The sequence below is a fragment of the Halomonas sp. DP3Y7-2 genome, from assembly GCF_019800795.1.
In the GTDB taxonomy this organism is placed as follows: Bacteria; Pseudomonadota; Gammaproteobacteria; order Pseudomonadales; family Halomonadaceae; genus Halomonas; species Halomonas litopenaei_A.
The window spans coordinates 251,666-268,323 of the sequence record NZ_JAHVKJ010000001.1 but is presented as its reverse complement, the minus strand read 5'-3'; the positions used below and the strand labels follow the sequence as shown (position 1 = coordinate 268,323).

The following is a 16,658-nucleotide window of genomic DNA, read 5'->3' as shown; positions in this document are numbered from 1 at the left end:
CGGCCTGATCACGCAGGACTTGAGCGTGAAATCAGCGTTCATGGAAAAAAAGTGCCTTTTCGCGGCGGGTCGGGGTTTGCACCGGCTCCATCGTGGTCGCGAAGAGCGCCAAGCTATCCCAACGGCGGTGCTGGGCTGGGCGGCGAGGATCGGGCCGCTGAGGTGAGCTGAATCGGAGCGAGAGAGGCAGGAACCACCACGCCGGGGCTTGCTGCGAAGCCCTCGGCGCGGGGCTGGATCAGGCTTGGTGCTTGACCGGTCGGGCGATCGGCTCGGCGCTGACGCCGTCCTGTGTCAGCGCCTGGCGACGGCGGGTCTTGCCGGCACGGGAAGGGGGTTGGCAGATGCCGCACACATAGTCATGGCTGGGGGAGTGGGCATGGGCCACGAAATGTCCCTGGCACCGGGTGCAGGTGTTCAGCTGCAGCAGGTCGCTTTCGAAGAAGCGGATCAGGGTCCATGCGCGGGTCAGGCCCAGCACCGGCTCGGCGGCGTCGATATCGACCTGCTCGGTATACAGCCGGTAAGCCTTGACGAAAGCCTCCATGCGCTCGCAGTCCTGCTCCAGCAGACGCTGATAGTAGGCATAGAACAGCGAGGAATGGATGTTGGGCAGCCAGGTGATGAACCAGTCCGTGGAGAACGGCAGCATGCCCTTGGGGGGAGACATGCCGCGAACTTCCTTGAACAGGCGAATCAGGCGCGCCCGGCTCAGGTCGGTTTCCGTCTCGAGTACCTGAAGACGAGCGCCCAGCTCGATCAAATCGATCGCGAGCTGAACCTGGTGCATCTCCTCGACCAGACTCTTGGTGCTCATGGTCATGCCCCTCCGGCGCGAGCCGAGTTGCAGGCCATCAGCAGGGAAGAATGAAGATGGGCAAGTCCCTGCTCCCGCGGGTTGTCCACGACTTGGCGCAGCTGGTCGGTGGAACCGATGCCAAGCTGGCACAGCAGCTGGTTGGTGCGGGACAGGCGGGTCAATTGGCGTGCGTTGAAGCTCTCGAGAAGATCCGCCTGTTCCTCACTGATGTTCAGGCGTAGCCTGGCAGTGGTGCGGTCTTCGGCCAGCAAGCGCTGCGCCAGCAAGAGATAGGCAAGATTCAATTCCTGAATCTCGTCGATCAGTGAGTGACTGCTCATAGGTTCCCTGCCTTGATCGTTTTCTTTTTTGCTGATCATCGCCAGCTTTAGATAAAACTGTTACACCCCTGGGGATGCGGACGAAGAGTATCGCCACTGTGTGACGTTTACGTGTTCGTCTTCACTCCTTCGTCGGGGGTATTGTCGATCAGTAACAGTGTGGCGCAAGGCAAGAGTGCCGCCAACGCATCAACGCTGGTTGGCTGATATGTATCAAGAAAAATGAATGTTCATAGAAAACCGACGCTTACGACGCCATAAAAAGCCAAGTAAACTTAGCGTCGTACATTTATTTACCTTTTTGTTTCATTGCTTACATCATTCAGCTCGCCAATCCATACCAGCAGCTCGGCAATGACCTGGTAAAGCGCAGGCGGGATCTTTTCATCCAGATTCAACTGCATCAGCAGACCCACCAGGGCGGGTTCGTCGTGGACGTGGATGCCCTGCTGGCGCGCCTGGTCGATGATCCGGGCAGCAATGTCCCCATAGCCCTTGGCGATCACCCTGGGCGCACTGTCTCCCTCGCCGTAAGCCAGGGCAACGGCCTGGCGCCGTGAAGGCGTGTCATCCGTCATTGTCGGCGCCTCGCTGGATGGTCATGCTCACCTCGCCAACGCCATGGCCGCTCAGGCGTTGGATCAGAGTCGCGCGGCCCTGTTCCAGCTGCTGCCTGAGGGGTTCGCTGGCGGTGGCAAGAATCAGTTTGAGGTGCTGTTGTCCGACCACGGCAGTGACGCTGAGCGTGCCGTGGTCGGGCAATGTGAGCTGGATGTCCGTGCGCCAGGCACCCTCGTCGCCAGGCTCCTCTCCGCGTTGCTGGCCCCCTTCGCGCCGATCGGGTTCGCGTTGAGGCGGATGGATGGCCAGGGCCATGAACAGCCCGCTCCAGACATCGCCTTCCCAGCGCAGGACGGGGGCGGCGAGCAGCTCTAGCTGATGGCGAACCAGCGGCGCCAGGCTCTCGTGAACGCCGGTCGGCTGCGCGGGTTCCTGGCGTCCCGAGGACCGCTCGCCCGCTTCGACCAGGACATCGCCCCGAGGATGGGCCACCGGTGCCAGGCTGGGCAGGAAGCCGGCGGGTTGGGTGGTTCGCCAGGGCGCCTGTAGTGCCGATGGGCTCGAAGGCGCCACGCTGGGATCGCTGAGGGGGCGGAAGACCAGGGGGCGCCACATCTGTGGCTCCCGAGCGAGTTGGGCGCGATCCAGCTCGCCACCCAGCCAGCGTCCCAGGTGGGATTCGTAGAACAGGCCACTGTCACGCACGCTGGAGCCAAGGCGCTCGGCCAACTGGGCCACTGCTGGGGTCGAAGGGCCAGCCAGAGGGGCGCCTGCAACGGGTGAGCCAGCCACAGGCGCACTAGCAACAGGCGCACTCGCAGGCGGTCGGCTAGCAAGGGAGGCTGCGGCGGCAGAGCTGGCCGCGGTTGCTGCCGGCGGAGGTGGCGAGCTTGCGGCTGGCGACAGCGTTGCGGGGGATGGCTGGGCAGCCGCTGCAGGCCCTGGTGGTGTTGCCAGCAGCGGACGTGACGGCGACAACGCCGAAGGCGGTGCTGGAAATCGCGCCAGCAGCTCAGCGATACGTGCTCCCGGAGCGCTGAGCTGGGTGATGGTCGAGGCGGGGCGGTCAGCGCTTGGTGCAGTGTCCCCACCGGCTGAAGCAGGCGCGGAGGTGGTGACACTGCTGTGAGCGGTACGTCTAGCGTCCAGCCGCGAGTCGCTGTGCACGGCGCCCGGCCCGCGACCTGGGTCGATCGGCTTGACCGGGGCGTTGGGGTCCTTGGCGGGGGGCACATCGACACGCTTGCCCAGCACCTGGTGGAGCAGGGTGTCGATCAGCGGAGTGATGCCGCTCACGGCGTCTCACGACGGAAGCGAGCGCCGGCGTTCACCACGCGACCGCCGGTGTAGGCACGGTGCAGATCCTGCTGGTTACGAGAGACGTTGAGCAGTTCGCCCAGCTCGTCCCGCCGTTCGACCAGACGTTCACGCAATACCAGGTCATTGTGCAGGATGGCCTCGAGCAGCTCACCCAGACGCTGGCGCTGGGTATCGCTCATGCCGTCTGCGGGCAAGGGGCCCTGAAGCGCCGTGACCTGGGTCACGTAGTCCGTTTCCAGACGCACCAGACCGTCCCAGTCATGCTCGCTGGCCATGGTCAGCATCTGCTCGGTCAGCGCCAGCAGCGCTTCGTAGCGAGTCAGCAGCAGGGTCGCGGTGTCGGTACTGTGGTACTCGGCAAGCGGGGGCATGGAGAACCTCGGGCGCTCAGGGGTGATTAGGGGTGCCGATCTCGCGCCAGGCCGAGGCGACTTCCTCGATCAGGCGTTCGGCTTCGTCGAGGCCAGCGACATCGTTGCGCAGGTTGGCATCGAGCAGGCGGCGGGCGATGTAGTCATAGAGGCTATCCAGCTGGATCGCCACCTCCCCACCCTTGTCGCCATCCAGAACAGCACGCAGGCCGCTGTTGATGATGTCGAGAGCCTTGGAAATGGCGGCGCCCTTGGCCGCGATGTTGCCGTCTTCCAGGTGTAGCCTGGCGGCGCGAATCGAGGCCTGGGCGCCGTCGAACAGCATCACGATCAATTGATGCGGACTGGCCGACATCACGCCGCTTTCTACTCCCATGCGCGCATAGGCGCCGGCGCCGCGGCCGTAAGTGGCCTGTGCCTGGTTCATCTCACTCTTCCTCTTGTCGTGGGGCTGACGACATCATCGTTGTGGACGCAACGTCATTGATTCAACTGAGCATTGAGGGCATCGAACTGCTGGGTCAGATAGCTGCTGGTCTGGTTCATGCTGGCGATCATGCTGTCCAGCTGGCCGAACTGAGTGCGGTAGCGACTGACGGTGGCATCGATGCTTTTCTCGGTGCGTTCGTACTGGCGCTCGAGGCTCTCCATGCGGGTCTCGAGGCCACTGGTGGCATTGTCGAGCAGGCCACCGTCATCCAGGATGGCGGCCAGGGTGTCATCGAGACTGTCGGCCAGGCCGACACCGTCCTCACCACCGGTGAAGAAGCTGGCAAGATCGTTGCGCTGGGTGGTGATGACCTCGTTCAGGCGGTCTTCATCCAGCTCCAGGGTGCCGTCCAGCTGCAGGGTGATGCCGATATCGGTCAGGCTGCGGAATTCGCCCTGGGCGACGCCGCCCGTCAGGGTGCCGCGCAGCCGCGACTCGATGCTGCGCAGGGTGGCATCGCCCAGCAGCTCGCCGGAGGCGCCAGTCTCGGCATCGAAGCTGGTCAGGGTGCCCATGGTGCCCTTGAGCTCGTTGTAGCTCTTGACGAATCCGCTGACCGCCTCGCGCAGGGCCAGGTTGTTGTATTCGACCTTGACGGTGGTGTCGCCGGTCTCGGTCAACGACAGCTCGACCCCTTCGATGGCGTCCTTGACCGTGTTGGAGGCACTGGTGATGGCGATCCCGTTGACGCTGAGCTCGGCGTTGGCGCCGGCCACGGACTGGTGCATGCCAGCGCCGGTGTCGTCGGGGTCGGGGGTGGCGATATCGAAGGCCAGCTTGGTATCAAGATCGCTGGTGACCCCGGCATCAGGGGTGAAACTCATGGCGCTGATGGAGGCGTCCACGCCGGTCTTGCTGGTGGATAGTACCAGGCGATAAGGATTGTTGGCGTCGCCGGTATCGATGATCGAGGCGCTGACGCCGGCCTCAGCGTCATTGATGGCATCGCGCAGGCCTTCCAGGGTGCTGTCTTCCTGGCTGAGGGTAATGCTGATGTCTTCGCCACCCACGGTCAGTGACAGGGTGCCGGCGCCAAGCTCGCTATCCTTGGTCGCGAAACCGTCACTGGCCAGGCTCTGGGCCCGGGCCAGCTGGGTCACCGATACGTCGTAGCGTCCGGGGCTTGCGGCCTGGCTGGCGCTGGCAGTGATGCCTTCACCGGAGACACTGCTCGACAGGCTCTGGTAGAGCGCCGGGTCTCCCAGCTTGTCGACCGCTTCCTTGAAGCTCTCGAGCGATCCTTCCAGGGTGCCGTAGGCGGAAATCTTGGCCTCATAGCTCTGCTGCTGGGCCACGATGGGTTCCAGCTGCTTGCGTTCCGCCGCCTCGAGCTGGTCGAGCAGCCCATTGAGGTCGAGGCCGGAGCCTATGCCGAGCGATGAAATCGAGGCCATGTCGTGATTCCTGTGTAGTGTGACCAGTGTGACAGAACGCCAGAGGGCCCGTGGCTCGAACAGGCGTCCTTGTGCTTGGTATATCGTCTTATCGGCGGTGTGATTGGCAACTTGAGCCAGCCTGCATCAGGCGCCGATGATCACTTCTCCCTGAATGGCGCCGAGCGCCGCCAGGGCCTCGCCCTCGACCCGGGTCCCGTCGAGCGGGGCGCGCGGCACCTGGCTGGGGGGCTTGCCCGTCGTACGTTGCACGCAGGCCGGTCGGCTCTGGTCGTCCAGGGCCAGAATCCAGCCCAGGGAGTTATCGCTGAAGCGCACCAGGGCGCCGATCGGGTACAGGCCGAAGCGCTGGATGAAGCGCTTGACCCAGACGCTGTCGAACTTTTCAGGATGATCGAGCAGGTAGCGGTAGATCGCGGCGATACGCCAGGGCGGTCGATCCGGACGCTGGGCGCGCATGGCATCGATGGCGTCGACCACTGCGCTGGCCCGGGCCAGTTCCCGCAGATCGGCATCCTGAATGCCCAGGGGGTATCCGCTGCCGTCGAGGCGTTCATTGATCTGACAGGCCACGGCTTCGAACACCGAGGCGTTGATCCAGGCGCAGTGACTGAGTCGCTCTTTCAACCAGCCCACGTGCTGGATCAGTCGGCTGCGCTCGGCGTCACCAAAGGTCGGCGTCAGTCGCAGGGGGGCGGGCAGTAGTACCTTGCCCAGGTCATGGATCATGGCGCTGGCGGTGATGGACTTGCGCAGCTCCGCTGGCAGGCTGTCGGCCAGCAGGTCAACCAGCAGGATGGCCACCGACAGTCCATGGCGCACCGGCCAGGATTCCCGGGTCAGGAAGCGCAGCGCAAATATCAGGCCGTTGCGGTCTTCATCGTAGAGCGCCAGTAGCTGATCGGTCTGGCGAGACAGGCGCGGGCCATGGATGCAGCCTCCTTGGGCAAGCTCCAAGGCCTGGGCATGCAGGTAGCCGGCGATGCGCGACAGGCGTCGGGTCATGTCGGTGGGATAGGTTTCTGCCTCGCGTCGGCCAAGGCGAGGCCCGCGCCGCCCCTGGCTGGGCTGGAACAGGGCTGAAGGCGGTCGCCGCGAATCGACCCCCTCGGCGATACGCGCAGACTCTCGCTCGATCTCTCTCACCAGCTGCCACAGGGTGCGCTCCTGGTGGGCGCGTACAGCGGTGAAGTGAAAGCCCGCCTCGACCAGCCGACGCTCCGGATCGAAGCGGTGATGCTGGACGCAGGCCTTTAGCGTCAGCCGCGAGCCGTCAGGAAAGCCCAGCTCCAGGGGGATGGCAGCGCCGCCGTTGCCCAGCAGTGCCGCGGCGGTGTGGGGCAGATCGAGGCGACAGCCATCGATGGACAGGTCGATCAGATCACCGGAAAAGCGCTGTCCGTCGCTGTCGTGCAGGATCGCTTCGGCGGCCATGCCCAGGCGCAGCCTGGCCCGGAAACTGCGCCGGCGCTGCAGTCGTTCCAGCGTTTCCGGATAGGGACAGCGCCACAGCTGGCGCGGTGGCACTCCGCTGCCCCGTGGGCGAGCGGCCTCCGCGGCCTGGGCCGTTTCACTGAGCACTGTGACGACCTCGCCCTGACTGGCTTCAAGAACTGAGGTGCGGGTGATCATGCCTTCGCAGTAGCCCATCAGCCGGAAGGGCTGCCCTTGCTTGAGGCGCCTGCCCAGATCGCCGGCGGCGGTAATATCCAGGGTGATCGACTCGCCGGGCAGCAGCTCCACCAGAACCACTGGCGCCGGAGTTCCCGCACTGTTCTCCCACACCAGACCGGCGCCTTGCGGCCCACTCAGGCAGTCCAGCAGTTGGGCCACTTCTTGGGGGTGACGGATGGTTTCGAATTCTTGTTGGTCTGCCACCTGCGGGGCTCCTCGACGACGCCTGTTCACTCGTGCACAGGTTATCGGCGGGGAGCGGTGGATCTTTAGCCGGCATATGACGTTCGCGAGGGGGCGAGAGCGTATCAGCCGGGCAGTGACTGGCGCTTGCGTGAGCGGGCCATGACCTCTCCCTGGGTGGCCAGCGAGTGCTCGCCCAGGAACTGTTCAAGCTGGTCAAAGGGCATGGGGCGTGCCAGGTGAAAGCCCTGGAAGGCATCGCAGTGATGCTGGTTAAGAAACTGCCACTGTGCCTCGTGTTCGATGCCCTCTGCCACCACCATCAAGCCCAGGTGATGGGCCATGGCGATGATGCCTTGAAGGATGGCGCCATCCTCGTGGTTGTCAGGCAGGCCTTTGACGAAGGTGCGGTCGATCTTCACGGTGCTGACCGGCAGATGCTTGAGATAGCCAAGGCTCGAGAAGCCGGTGCCAAAGTCGTCGATGGCGACTTCCACCCCCATGTCCCGCAGTGACTGGAGGGTTTCGATGGCACTGTTGGTGTCATGCATCAGGATACCCTCGGTCAGTTCCAGGACCAGCTGCTGGGCGTCGATGCCGGTGCGATTGAGCGTGTCGCGCACGGTCTCGAGGAAGTTGGCCCGTCGGAACTGCAGGGGCGACAGGTTGATCGCCACCGCCAGGCCGCGTAGCCCTGACTCATTGAGCAGTTGCAGGTCGCTGCAGGCCCGGGTCAGGACCCAGTGGTTGATGGCGATGACCTGTCCGGTCTCCTCGGCCAGCGCAATGAAGTCCTGGGGCGGCACCTGACCGCGCACCGGATGCTCCCAGCGCAGCAGCGCCTCGACGCCGATGATCGCCCTGTGGCTGTCGAATACCGGCTGGTAGTGCAGGCGCAGCTGGTCGTTGTCGATGGCGGCCTGCAGGTCGTGCCGCATGGCCACTCGCTCCGACATGCCCCAGTGAATGTCCTGGCTGAAATGCTGCAAGGCATTGCGGCCCTGGTGCTTGGCCCGATACATGGCCATGTCGGATTGTTGTAGCAGTTGCATGGGCTCCAGGGTCGAGTCGTCGGAGACCGCGATGCCGATGCTGGCGGTGATGTGCAGTTCGTGCTCGCCGACCCGGTAGGCCCGTGCCACCGTGGGCAGCAGGCGTTCGGCCAGGCTGACCGCTTGTTCCGGCTGTTCCAGGTCCGGCAGCAGCACCACGAACTCGTCACCGCCAAAGCGTGCCACCGTGTCACCGGGACGCAGCGCGTCGGTCAGGCGCTGGGCCACCTGCACCAGCACCTTGTCACCGACGTCGTGGCCAAGGCTGTCGTTGATCGGCTTGAATTCGTCGAGGTCGATGAACAGTACGCCAAGGTGATGGTGCTGACGCTTGGCCAGGGCAAAGTCGTGACGCAGGCGATCCTCGAACAGCGCGCGATTGGCAAGCCCGGTGAGCGCGTCATGGCTGGCGTGGTAGGCCAGGCTTTCCTCGTAGGCCTTGTGCTCGGAAATATCGTGCTGCACTCCGACAAAGTGCGTGATGTCGCCGTCGGCATCCGTCACCGGAGAAATGTACAAGTCGTTCCAGAAGGCTTCACCATTCTTGCGGTAGTTGCGCAGGGTGGCGCGCACCTCACTGCGATTGGCCAGCTGCCGACGGATGCGCTCCACCACCTGGGGGTCGCTTTCCCCCCCTTGTAGAAAACGGCAGTTGCGGCCCAGCACTTCATCTTCGGGATAGCCGGTCATGCGCATGAATGCCGGATTGGCATAGATGATGGGGAAGTCCGGCAGGCGCGCATCGGCAATCACGATGCCGTTGATGCTGGCCTCGACGCTGCGCTGCAGGATACGCAGCTGGGTTTCCTGGGTGTGGCGCTCGGTGACGTCCTTGGCAATGCCGAAGGTGCCGCGAATGTCCCCTTCGATCATGATCGGCAGGTTGGTGATATCCATCACCCGCTTGCCCAGCGGGGTGGTGATGTTCAGGGTGTAGTGAGTGACTTCTCCCTTGAGGGTCTTGCGCACCGCCTCTCTGACCCAGCCGCGGTCCCGGTCCTTGACGAACATGTCGTAGTGACGGCCGAGGATATCGTCCAGCGGCACGCCGGTGAGGGTCGAGCAGGTGGTGTTGGCGGCGATGAAGATGCCTTCATGATCCAGCGAGTAGATGGCATCCGGGTTGTAGGTGAACAGCGAGCGGTAGCGCTGCTCACTCTGGATCAGAGCCTGGCGGTCCTGGTCGCGCTCCACCGCCAGAGCGATCAGCTCCAGGCAGCGCTCGATCCGGCGACTGTGTGTCTCTTCCAGGGTGGCCGGCGAGTGAAAGAACAGGCTGACTACCCCCAGCAGGCGGTCGTCGCTGGCGGTCACCGCGAAGGCCCAGCAGGCTTTCAGTTCGCTGTCCAGGAGGCGTGGATGAATGCCGGCGCAGGTCGGGTCGTGGCTGATGTCTTCGCTGACGCGAGTAGCCTTGTCCTTGGCGGCGATGGCCCAGGTACCGAAGGTGTCGCCGATGGGCGTGCGCTCCAGCAGGGGGGACAGGTCGGCGGGTAGACCACGGCCGGCGATCAGGCTCAAGGTCTCGTCACCTTCGTCGACCGTTAGTACGGTGGCGATGGCATCCGGCAGCTGGCCTTCGACCAGTCGGCAGCAGGCTTCCAGGGTTTCCGCCAGCGGCGCCTCGCGGGCGATCATCGACTGAATGCCCTGATAGCTTTCCAGCTGGTCCTGGGTGGCGACCAGGCTGTGGGTCTGCCATAGCAGGGTGCGCATCAACGACAGCGTCAGGGCCAGGCTGTAGGACATCACGAGCCCGATCAGGGTGATCAGCGCCGGCAGGCTACCGGCCAGCCACCAAGGGCTGGCCGGGCCGGGCAGGGCGCGCATGCTCAGGGTACGCCCATCCAGTGACAGGGAGAGTTCAGCCAGCCGCGGAATGGTGGGGTCCTTGACCTCGATGCTGTCCTGACCGAAGCCGCACCACCAGTCGCCATCGACATCCTGCATGGCCAGGATGGTGGTGTCGTCAGCCACAGCAGGTGCCAGGGTCCCGGGAAGGTCGATGCAGGCAATCAGCCTGAGCTGCCCATCGGCCAGAGTTCTGACCATGCGTGCCGGTGCCGACAAGGGATTGTCGGGAAGCTCCAGTTCAAGGCTTCCGCCAGCAGGCAGGTTCAGCGGAGTGCTGGCATGGCAGATGGCGGGCTGGGCGCGCCGGGAGCGTTGCCACAGGCGCTCTTCGCCGCGATACAGGGACAGGCTTTCCAGGCTTTGCACATCGCGCAGGTAGAAGGTGATCATCCCGGCCAGGGTTTCCACGTCGCTGCTCTGGTCGCCGATTCGATTGGCCAGACGGTCGAGCCAGCGACGATGCAGCGCCATCTGGTCGTGGCCGCGCTGTTCGATGCTGGTCAGGGTGTGTTCGGCTTCCAGCTTGACGTGGCTCTGGCGCACATGATTCAGCGAGAGCCAGGCCAGGCTGCTGAGCAGCACGCCAGCGCAGGCCACCGCGACGCTGGCCCGTTGCAGGTGCAGTGGTCGTGTGGGCGGACGAGAGGCCAGCACCAGCGATGCCGGGCCGGCCAGCAGGTAGAGCAGACAGACCGCCATCGGTGAGGTGCTGCGAGTCACCTGCCAGATCTGCGGAGCTTGCCCGGGAATCAAAAGCCAGACCGTAAACAGCAGGCCGACAAGCAGCAGCAGGGTGCCGGAAAGGCGCCACCAGAAGCGCCCGTGGCGGTGTTCCACGCCAACGATCAAGGCGACGCAGCCCGGCAGCATCGAGATGCCGGCCCAGCTGGTCATGCGCGGTCCTCCCGTTAGCAGCGAGAAGACGTCCGTGGGGCCGCTGGCGACCAGGTCGTGGACAATAGCGTATAGCGCCAGCAGCAGCGTCAAGGCACCACAGAGCATGCGCCCCTTGGCGTAACCCAGCACTTGCAGCAGCACACCGCCACCGCCTGCCAGGCTGGCCAACGCGACATCGGGTACCAGCAATGGCTGGCCCCCCGGCTGAATCAGCCAGGCAGCGAGGCCTGCCGCTCCCACCATCAACATCCCGCAGGAGGCCATCAGCAGCCAGGTGTCTTCTGCTACATCACGAAGTCTGAACGGCATCCTACCTTCGACCTCCCTCGCGCCGGTGATGCGTGGCGCTCGCGTTTCCTTGGTACTGTGCTGCTTTGATACCACGCTTCCAGCATGGCAGGTGCCAGCGTTGATAGATGCCTGTGGCAGCGTCTTGCCGCCGCCATCGAAGGCAACTTCGGATCGCGGCACACGACACGCGATGTCACCACGTGCCGCGTGGTGGCATATCACCCCTCAACATACCTGAATGCCCCTGATTCGCTAACCTGTATCGACGATATAAGGCAACGGTTGCGGCCGATCTGATCAGGAAAGGTGGACAAGAGTCCAGTATTGATCGCGCAAGAACAACCGCATCGCGGATGCCTCAGCGATTGGGCATAGGGAGGAGCGATACTGGCGGCCAGTACCGCCCCTCGGACATCATGCGTCAGGCGGGGTCATGCTTGAAGACGTGCCATTGCTGTTCGAGCCTTTCCAGCGACAGGCCTTCTTTAATGCGGAAGATGCCGGCAGTGTCCACCCGTTTTTCTTCCTCTAGAAACTCCAACACGCTGTGGTAGTGGGGACGATCCCAGAAGTCATGCAAAAAGAGGCGAGTGTCCCGTGGGCGGTCGGCGTTCCGCATGGTGTGGATAATGCTTTGCAGTGTACAGGCGACGCGGAAGCGACCGTCGATGAGAATGAGGTCAAACGCGTCGGCCATGTCGTGAATGGCTAGACTATAGGCCTCAAAGCGTTCGTCTGGCCTGGTGTCGACGGGGAATCCCCATTCGCGGGTGCTGCCGATATCGACGCTGCGAACCTTGCAAGTCTCGCCGCAGGCTTCGCGTAGCGCCTGAACCCAGTTGGCATCGCTTTCGACGCCATGGACGCTGATGCCTTCGCGAGTTGCCCATATCGTCGAGCCACCCGAGCCGAACTCGAAATAGCGCTGCGTCTTGCGTAGTGCGTCCAGGAACAGCTGTTGCTCGGACACCGTCATGTGGGGGGCATCTGGTAGGCGAACGGCGCTGTCCTCTGGCTCTTCGGTGGCAGGTGAGTCCGTGATATCACCGGTGGTGATAGAGGCCGATTCGGCTTCCAGGTAGCCTGCCTCTCTGCCAGCCCTGTGCAATAGCTGCCAGGCCAGATCCTTGGCATGAAAGATGGTGTGTGCCACGAAGGCAAGCTTGGTTATCCGGTTGGGTGCAAGGCTTGCCATGCGCGGCTCGTCGGGAATGAAGAGCGCATCCGCTGATAGCCACTCACTGGCGCCAAGCGAGGCCGAGAGCTGGGCTGCTGGGGCCTGCTGAACCGTATTGAAACGATAGAACCGAAAGCCATGGCGGTGGGCCCAGTGGCTAACCTGGGCGAAGTCGGGCTGACCTTCATAGAGTGGCTGAAAGGGCACCTGAACCTGCAGCAAGAGTGCGTCCTGCAGCGCTTTTTCCCCATGTTCCAGAATGGCCATGGTATCTCCCGAGAGATCCAGGGATAGCCAGTCGATGGTGGGTAGGCCCTCGATGCTGTCCAGGGCAATGGTGCTGATCGGCAGCCGAGTCAGACACTGCATGGGTTGAGCGCATGTTTCCTGGAGTCGCGTCGCGGGCTCCGGCGGCAAAAGCGAGCTGTGCTTTGCATCCAGGGTGGCGTGCAGCTCACCGGGCGTGCCATCGCCAAGGCAAGCGTGGGCAAACAGATCGACGTCGTCTCGGGTCTTGAGAAACTCGGGCTGTTTCACCTGGCTTGCCGGGTCGAAGGCCACCACACCGAAGGCGTCGAGATCGAGAAATGCGCGTGGATTCGGCGTTTTCAGCAGTCGCGCCCCGTTGTCCACGACGATGATGCGGCCCTCGAAGTTCCAGCGGAAGCCGTCGTCGGTAGTGGCCTTGTCGAGGGGCTCGACAGGAACGATCTCGACGGGGGCGCTGTCGCCTTCGAAGGTGGCCTTGCCTTCCTTGTCGAAGGTCAACGCGGCGGGGGCCTTGTTCTCGCAATGGCGTTGCCAGATTGCCCGGACAGCGTGGGTGAAGTGACGGGCAAAGCGCTTGGCGTCACACACGGGAGAACCCAGCAGCACTTCACGCAGGTGACGGCGAATGGTGGCCAGACTATCGAGATCCGATGCCAATTCGATGACCCGCTCACGATATTCGTCCCAGCTCGAGACCACCAGCTCCGGCATGCCGGCATTGATCAGGTGGGTGGCGCTGTGGCGACCAGCGAAGGTAGGGCCAGGCAAGCTGACTACCGGCACCCCCATGGTGAAGGCCTCACAGGTCGTCAGCCCCCCGGAGTAGGGCCAGGGGTCCAGCGCGATATCGACTCGGTGATAGGTCTTGAGCAGCTCGCCATGGGGAGAGGGACCCTCGATCATTATCCGCTCTTCGGAAATTCCCTGTTCGGCCATAAAAGCAGTGATGCTGGCGCCCCGCTCGGCTCCCTTGAACTGCTGGCTCTTCAGCAGCAGGCGTGATTCTGGCAGCTGCTTCATCAAGGTGGCCCACTCCGTCAGCAGAACGTCGTTGAGCTTGGTGCCATTGTTGAAGCAGCCGAGGGTGATATAGCCGTTGGCCTTCGCCGGCAAGGCATTGACCTCCGGCGTATAGGGGGGCGCTTCGTAGCAGATATAATCGTCTGGCAGTCGGATCAGCTTCTCGACGTAGTCATCGTCGCAGCCCGGCGGCGTCTCGATGGCATCGCTCAAGAGGTAGTCGATGGCCTCGACGCCGGTGGTGTTGATCAGCCCCCCTACCCACTTCACGATCAGCGGGGCGGGTTTCATGGTCATGGCCTGCATCCTGGTCCCGGCGTTGTGACCGGCCAGGTCAAACAGGATATCGATGCGATCGTCGCGCACGCGCTGTGCAAAGGCCTCGTTGCCAAGGTGCTTGACCTCGACCCAGTCGGTCGCAAGGGCCTTCAGGCGACGGGTGTAGGCATCTTCCCAGAGGCTAGTGCTGTAGAGAGTGAACGCGAGGTTGGACGTGTCCACCTTCTCCAATGCGGCGGTGATCATGCGTGCTACCGGGTGCCCACGGAAGCCGTCGGACAGCATGCCGATACGCAGCGCTCTGTCGGGGGTTCGCGGTGTGTCGGCCGTGAGTGGCGTAGACGCGGAAAAACGCTCACTCCACTGTCGAGCAAGCGCCAGGATCTGCGACTGCTGGTAGGCAGGATGATAGTGCAGCGTGGTAATCAGGTTGGAAAATGGCAGCGGCGCCTCTGGTTCGATCTTGTGGGCTTTGCGATAAGCGGTGATCGCCGCATCCAGATGGCCCAATTGGCTTTCCACGCCCCCTAAGTTGTTGTAGGGAAGGTAACTTGAAGGATCTTGCCTGGCCGCCCGGTGATACAGCTCGCGCGCGCGCTCTAGCTCGAACCCTGAGGCCAGACTGGCGGCGAGTGTGGAGAGACAAGCGGCATCGTCAGGAGACATGGCCAAGGCTTGCTCCGCCTCTGCGCGTGCGCGGGCTTTATGGCCCTGGGTGTCATAAACGTGGCTCAGAAGGCGGTGGCCCTCGGCACTCGCCTGACAACCGAGTGAACGTACCAGCGCCTGCTCTGCCGCGGCAAAATTGCCGATACGAATTTCCAGCTTGCCCAGTTCCAGGTGGTAGTGAGCGTCATTCGGTGCGAGTGCAATGGCTCGCTGATAGGCGTCGTGAGCCTCTTGCAGGCGTCCCAGGCGACGCTGAACGGCCCCCAGTTGCTGCCACGCTTCAGGGTCATTGGGGCGCTCGCTTACCTGCCGTAGGGCCTTCTCTACATCGATCTTAATGAGCTTGGCCCCCCTTTGAGGTGTGGCGTGGCGTTTTGGTGGACGCTGGAGTTGGCTCATGACGGTTTCCTCAGGGAGTGGGGAGCGCTGTCATGGTAGGTCGGCCGTTGACAGGTCAAAGCGTCGAACAGCCCTCATATTCGGGTGTTATCGGTTCGTTGATGCCAACCAGGGACCCTGCGTAGCCCATTGCGAGCCATTCAGGAAGGTGCAGGAAAGTTTTTTCGTCTTCGTCCTAAAGCTTTTGGAAATTCATCCGATAGAGAGAGTAACGGCCAACGGCGCCGTTGCGGCAGGCCCAGACGGTCCGCCAATGGAGCCCAACCCTTTAAGGAAGGATGACACCATGTCCGTGATCAACACCAATATCACTTCCATGATCGGTCAGCAGAACCTGAACCGTTCCCAGAACGCCCTGGCCACTTCCATGGAGCGTCTGTCTTCCGGTCTGCGTATCAACAGCGCCAAGGACGACGCCGCGGGTCAGGCCATCGCCAACCGCATGTCAGCCCAGATCACTGGTCTGTCCCAGGCCCAGCGTAATGCCAACGACGGCATCTCTGTTGCCCAGACCGCAGAAGGCGCCCTGAACCAGGTCAACGACAACCTGCAGCGTATTCGTGAGCTGTCGGTGCAGGCTCAGAATGACACCAATTCTGCCGACGACCTGAACTCCATTCAGAAGGAAATCGATCAGCGTCTGACAGAAATTGATCGCATCTCCGACGAGACCAGCTTCAATGGCGTCAAGGTCCTGGCCAAGGATCAGGATCTGACCATCCAGGTGGGCGCCAACGACAACGAGACCATCACCATTGATCTCGACGAAATCAATTCCGAGACGCTGAGTCTGGATAGCTTCAACGTCAATGGCACTGCTGGTACTCCTGCTGCTGGTGCGGCCACTACTCTGGCCACCGACTTTGACCTGGATACCTCTGGTACTACGACTGCTGCCTCCTTCACCGGCCTGGCCACTGGCCAGAGCGTGGTCAAGGACAGCGATGGCGACTACTACCTGCAGGTAGCGGCTACTGGCGGCAACCCGACGACCTTCTACGCACTGGACGAGAACGATGTGTCCATCAATGCGGCTGACAACAAGATCAGCATCACTCTGGACACCTCAAAGGCGACAGGTGTTACCCAGGCGGCGACTACCGATCCGCTGGAGCAGCTCGACTCTGCTCTGAGCCAGGTCGACACGCTGCGCTCTGACCTGGGTGCCATCCAGAACCGCTTCGAGTCTGCGATTACCAACCTGTCCACGACCGAGACCAACCTGTCTGCCGCTCGTTCGCGTATCGAAGACGCTGACTATGCGGTGGAAGTGGCCAACATGACCCGCGCCCAGATCCTGCAGCAGGCCGGTACCTCCGTGCTGGCCCAGGCCAACCAGGTGCCTCAGGGCGTGCTGTCCCTGCTGGGCTAAGGCCTGGTGTCAGCCGTTGGCTGACGTGTTCCTCCCAGGGCCATGTTCTTGGCCCTCCCCCAACAGGCGCCTTCTGGCGCCTGTTGGCGTTTCTGGCCTGATGTACTGAGCTCGGGCGTGCTGGGCGCACAGCCTGCCCCTGGTCGGCTTATCGCCCTGTGGCTGCATTGCCATGTCTCGCTGGCTGCTCTGGCCACTTCCTGCGATTCGTTGTTCGTTGGCTTGCGGAGTCTGACGGCAACATC

At 63.1% G+C, this 16,658-nt stretch carries 11 protein-coding genes; 1 reads left to right on the top strand and 10 read right to left on the bottom strand.

What is annotated here, in order from left to right:
- Positions 1–238 precede the first annotated feature (238 nt).
- The 10 genes from flhC to KUV45_RS01085 all read right to left on the bottom strand — a co-directional run bounded on the left by flhC (position 239) and on the right by KUV45_RS01085 (position 15,041).
- Entirely contained in the window at positions 239–817 is a 579-nt protein-coding gene (gene flhC, locus KUV45_RS01130) for a flagellar transcriptional regulator FlhC (RefSeq protein WP_206941904.1), read from the bottom strand.
- A gap of 2 nt (positions 818–819) precedes the next feature.
- Positions 820–1,140 carry a flagellar transcriptional regulator FlhD gene (locus KUV45_RS01125; RefSeq protein WP_206941902.1) on the bottom strand — a complete coding sequence of 107 codons (321 nt, stop codon included), beginning with the start codon at positions 1,138–1,140 and terminating at the stop codon, positions 820–822.
- 293 nt (positions 1,141–1,433) lie between these two features.
- Positions 1,434–1,718 carry an EscU/YscU/HrcU family type III secretion system export apparatus switch protein gene (locus tag KUV45_RS01120; RefSeq protein ID WP_206941899.1) on the bottom strand — a complete coding sequence of 95 codons (285 nt, stop codon included), beginning with the start codon at positions 1,716–1,718 and terminating at the stop codon, positions 1,434–1,436.
- Entirely contained in the window at positions 1,708–2,997 is a 1,290-nt protein-coding gene (locus KUV45_RS20360; protein ID WP_222162338.1) for a flagellar hook-length control protein FliK, read from the bottom strand. Before KUV45_RS20360 ends, KUV45_RS01120 begins: the two co-directional genes overlap by 11 nt.
- The gene (gene fliT / locus KUV45_RS01110; protein ID WP_224851937.1) at positions 2,994–3,392 is read right to left on the bottom strand and encodes a flagellar protein FliT; all 399 of its coding nucleotides are present in this window, start codon (positions 3,390–3,392) and stop codon (positions 2,994–2,996) included. Before fliT ends, KUV45_RS20360 begins: the two co-directional genes overlap by 4 nt.
- Before the next feature lie 16 nt (positions 3,393–3,408).
- A complete protein-coding gene (fliS, locus tag KUV45_RS01105; protein WP_222162339.1) occupies positions 3,409–3,819 on the bottom strand; it encodes a flagellar export chaperone FliS in 411 nt (136 codons plus the stop codon).
- Between the two features lie 53 nt (positions 3,820–3,872).
- On the bottom strand, positions 3,873–5,276 hold the full coding sequence (fliD, locus tag KUV45_RS01100) for a flagellar filament capping protein FliD (RefSeq protein WP_222162340.1): 1,404 nt from the start codon (positions 5,274–5,276) through the stop codon (positions 3,873–3,875).
- A 126-nt stretch (positions 5,277–5,402) separates the two neighbouring features.
- Complete coding sequence (locus tag KUV45_RS01095) at positions 5,403–7,154, bottom strand: HD domain-containing phosphohydrolase (RefSeq protein WP_222162341.1); 1,752 nt, start codon at positions 7,152–7,154, stop codon at positions 5,403–5,405.
- A gap of 104 nt (positions 7,155–7,258) precedes the next feature.
- A complete protein-coding gene (locus KUV45_RS01090) occupies positions 7,259–11,245 on the bottom strand; it encodes a bifunctional diguanylate cyclase/phosphodiesterase (protein WP_222162342.1) in 3,987 nt (1,328 codons plus the stop codon).
- A gap of 403 nt (positions 11,246–11,648) precedes the next feature.
- The gene (locus tag KUV45_RS01085) at positions 11,649–15,041 is read right to left on the bottom strand and encodes a tetratricopeptide repeat protein (protein ID WP_222162343.1); all 3,393 of its coding nucleotides are present in this window, start codon (positions 15,039–15,041) and stop codon (positions 11,649–11,651) included.
- A gap of 286 nt (positions 15,042–15,327) precedes the next feature.
- Here KUV45_RS01085 and KUV45_RS01080 point away from each other — a divergent pair, with 286 nt between their 5' ends.
- Complete coding sequence (locus tag KUV45_RS01080) at positions 15,328–16,413, top strand: FliC/FljB family flagellin (RefSeq protein WP_222162344.1); 1,086 nt, start codon at positions 15,328–15,330, stop codon at positions 16,411–16,413.
- Positions 16,414–16,658 lie beyond the last annotated feature (245 nt).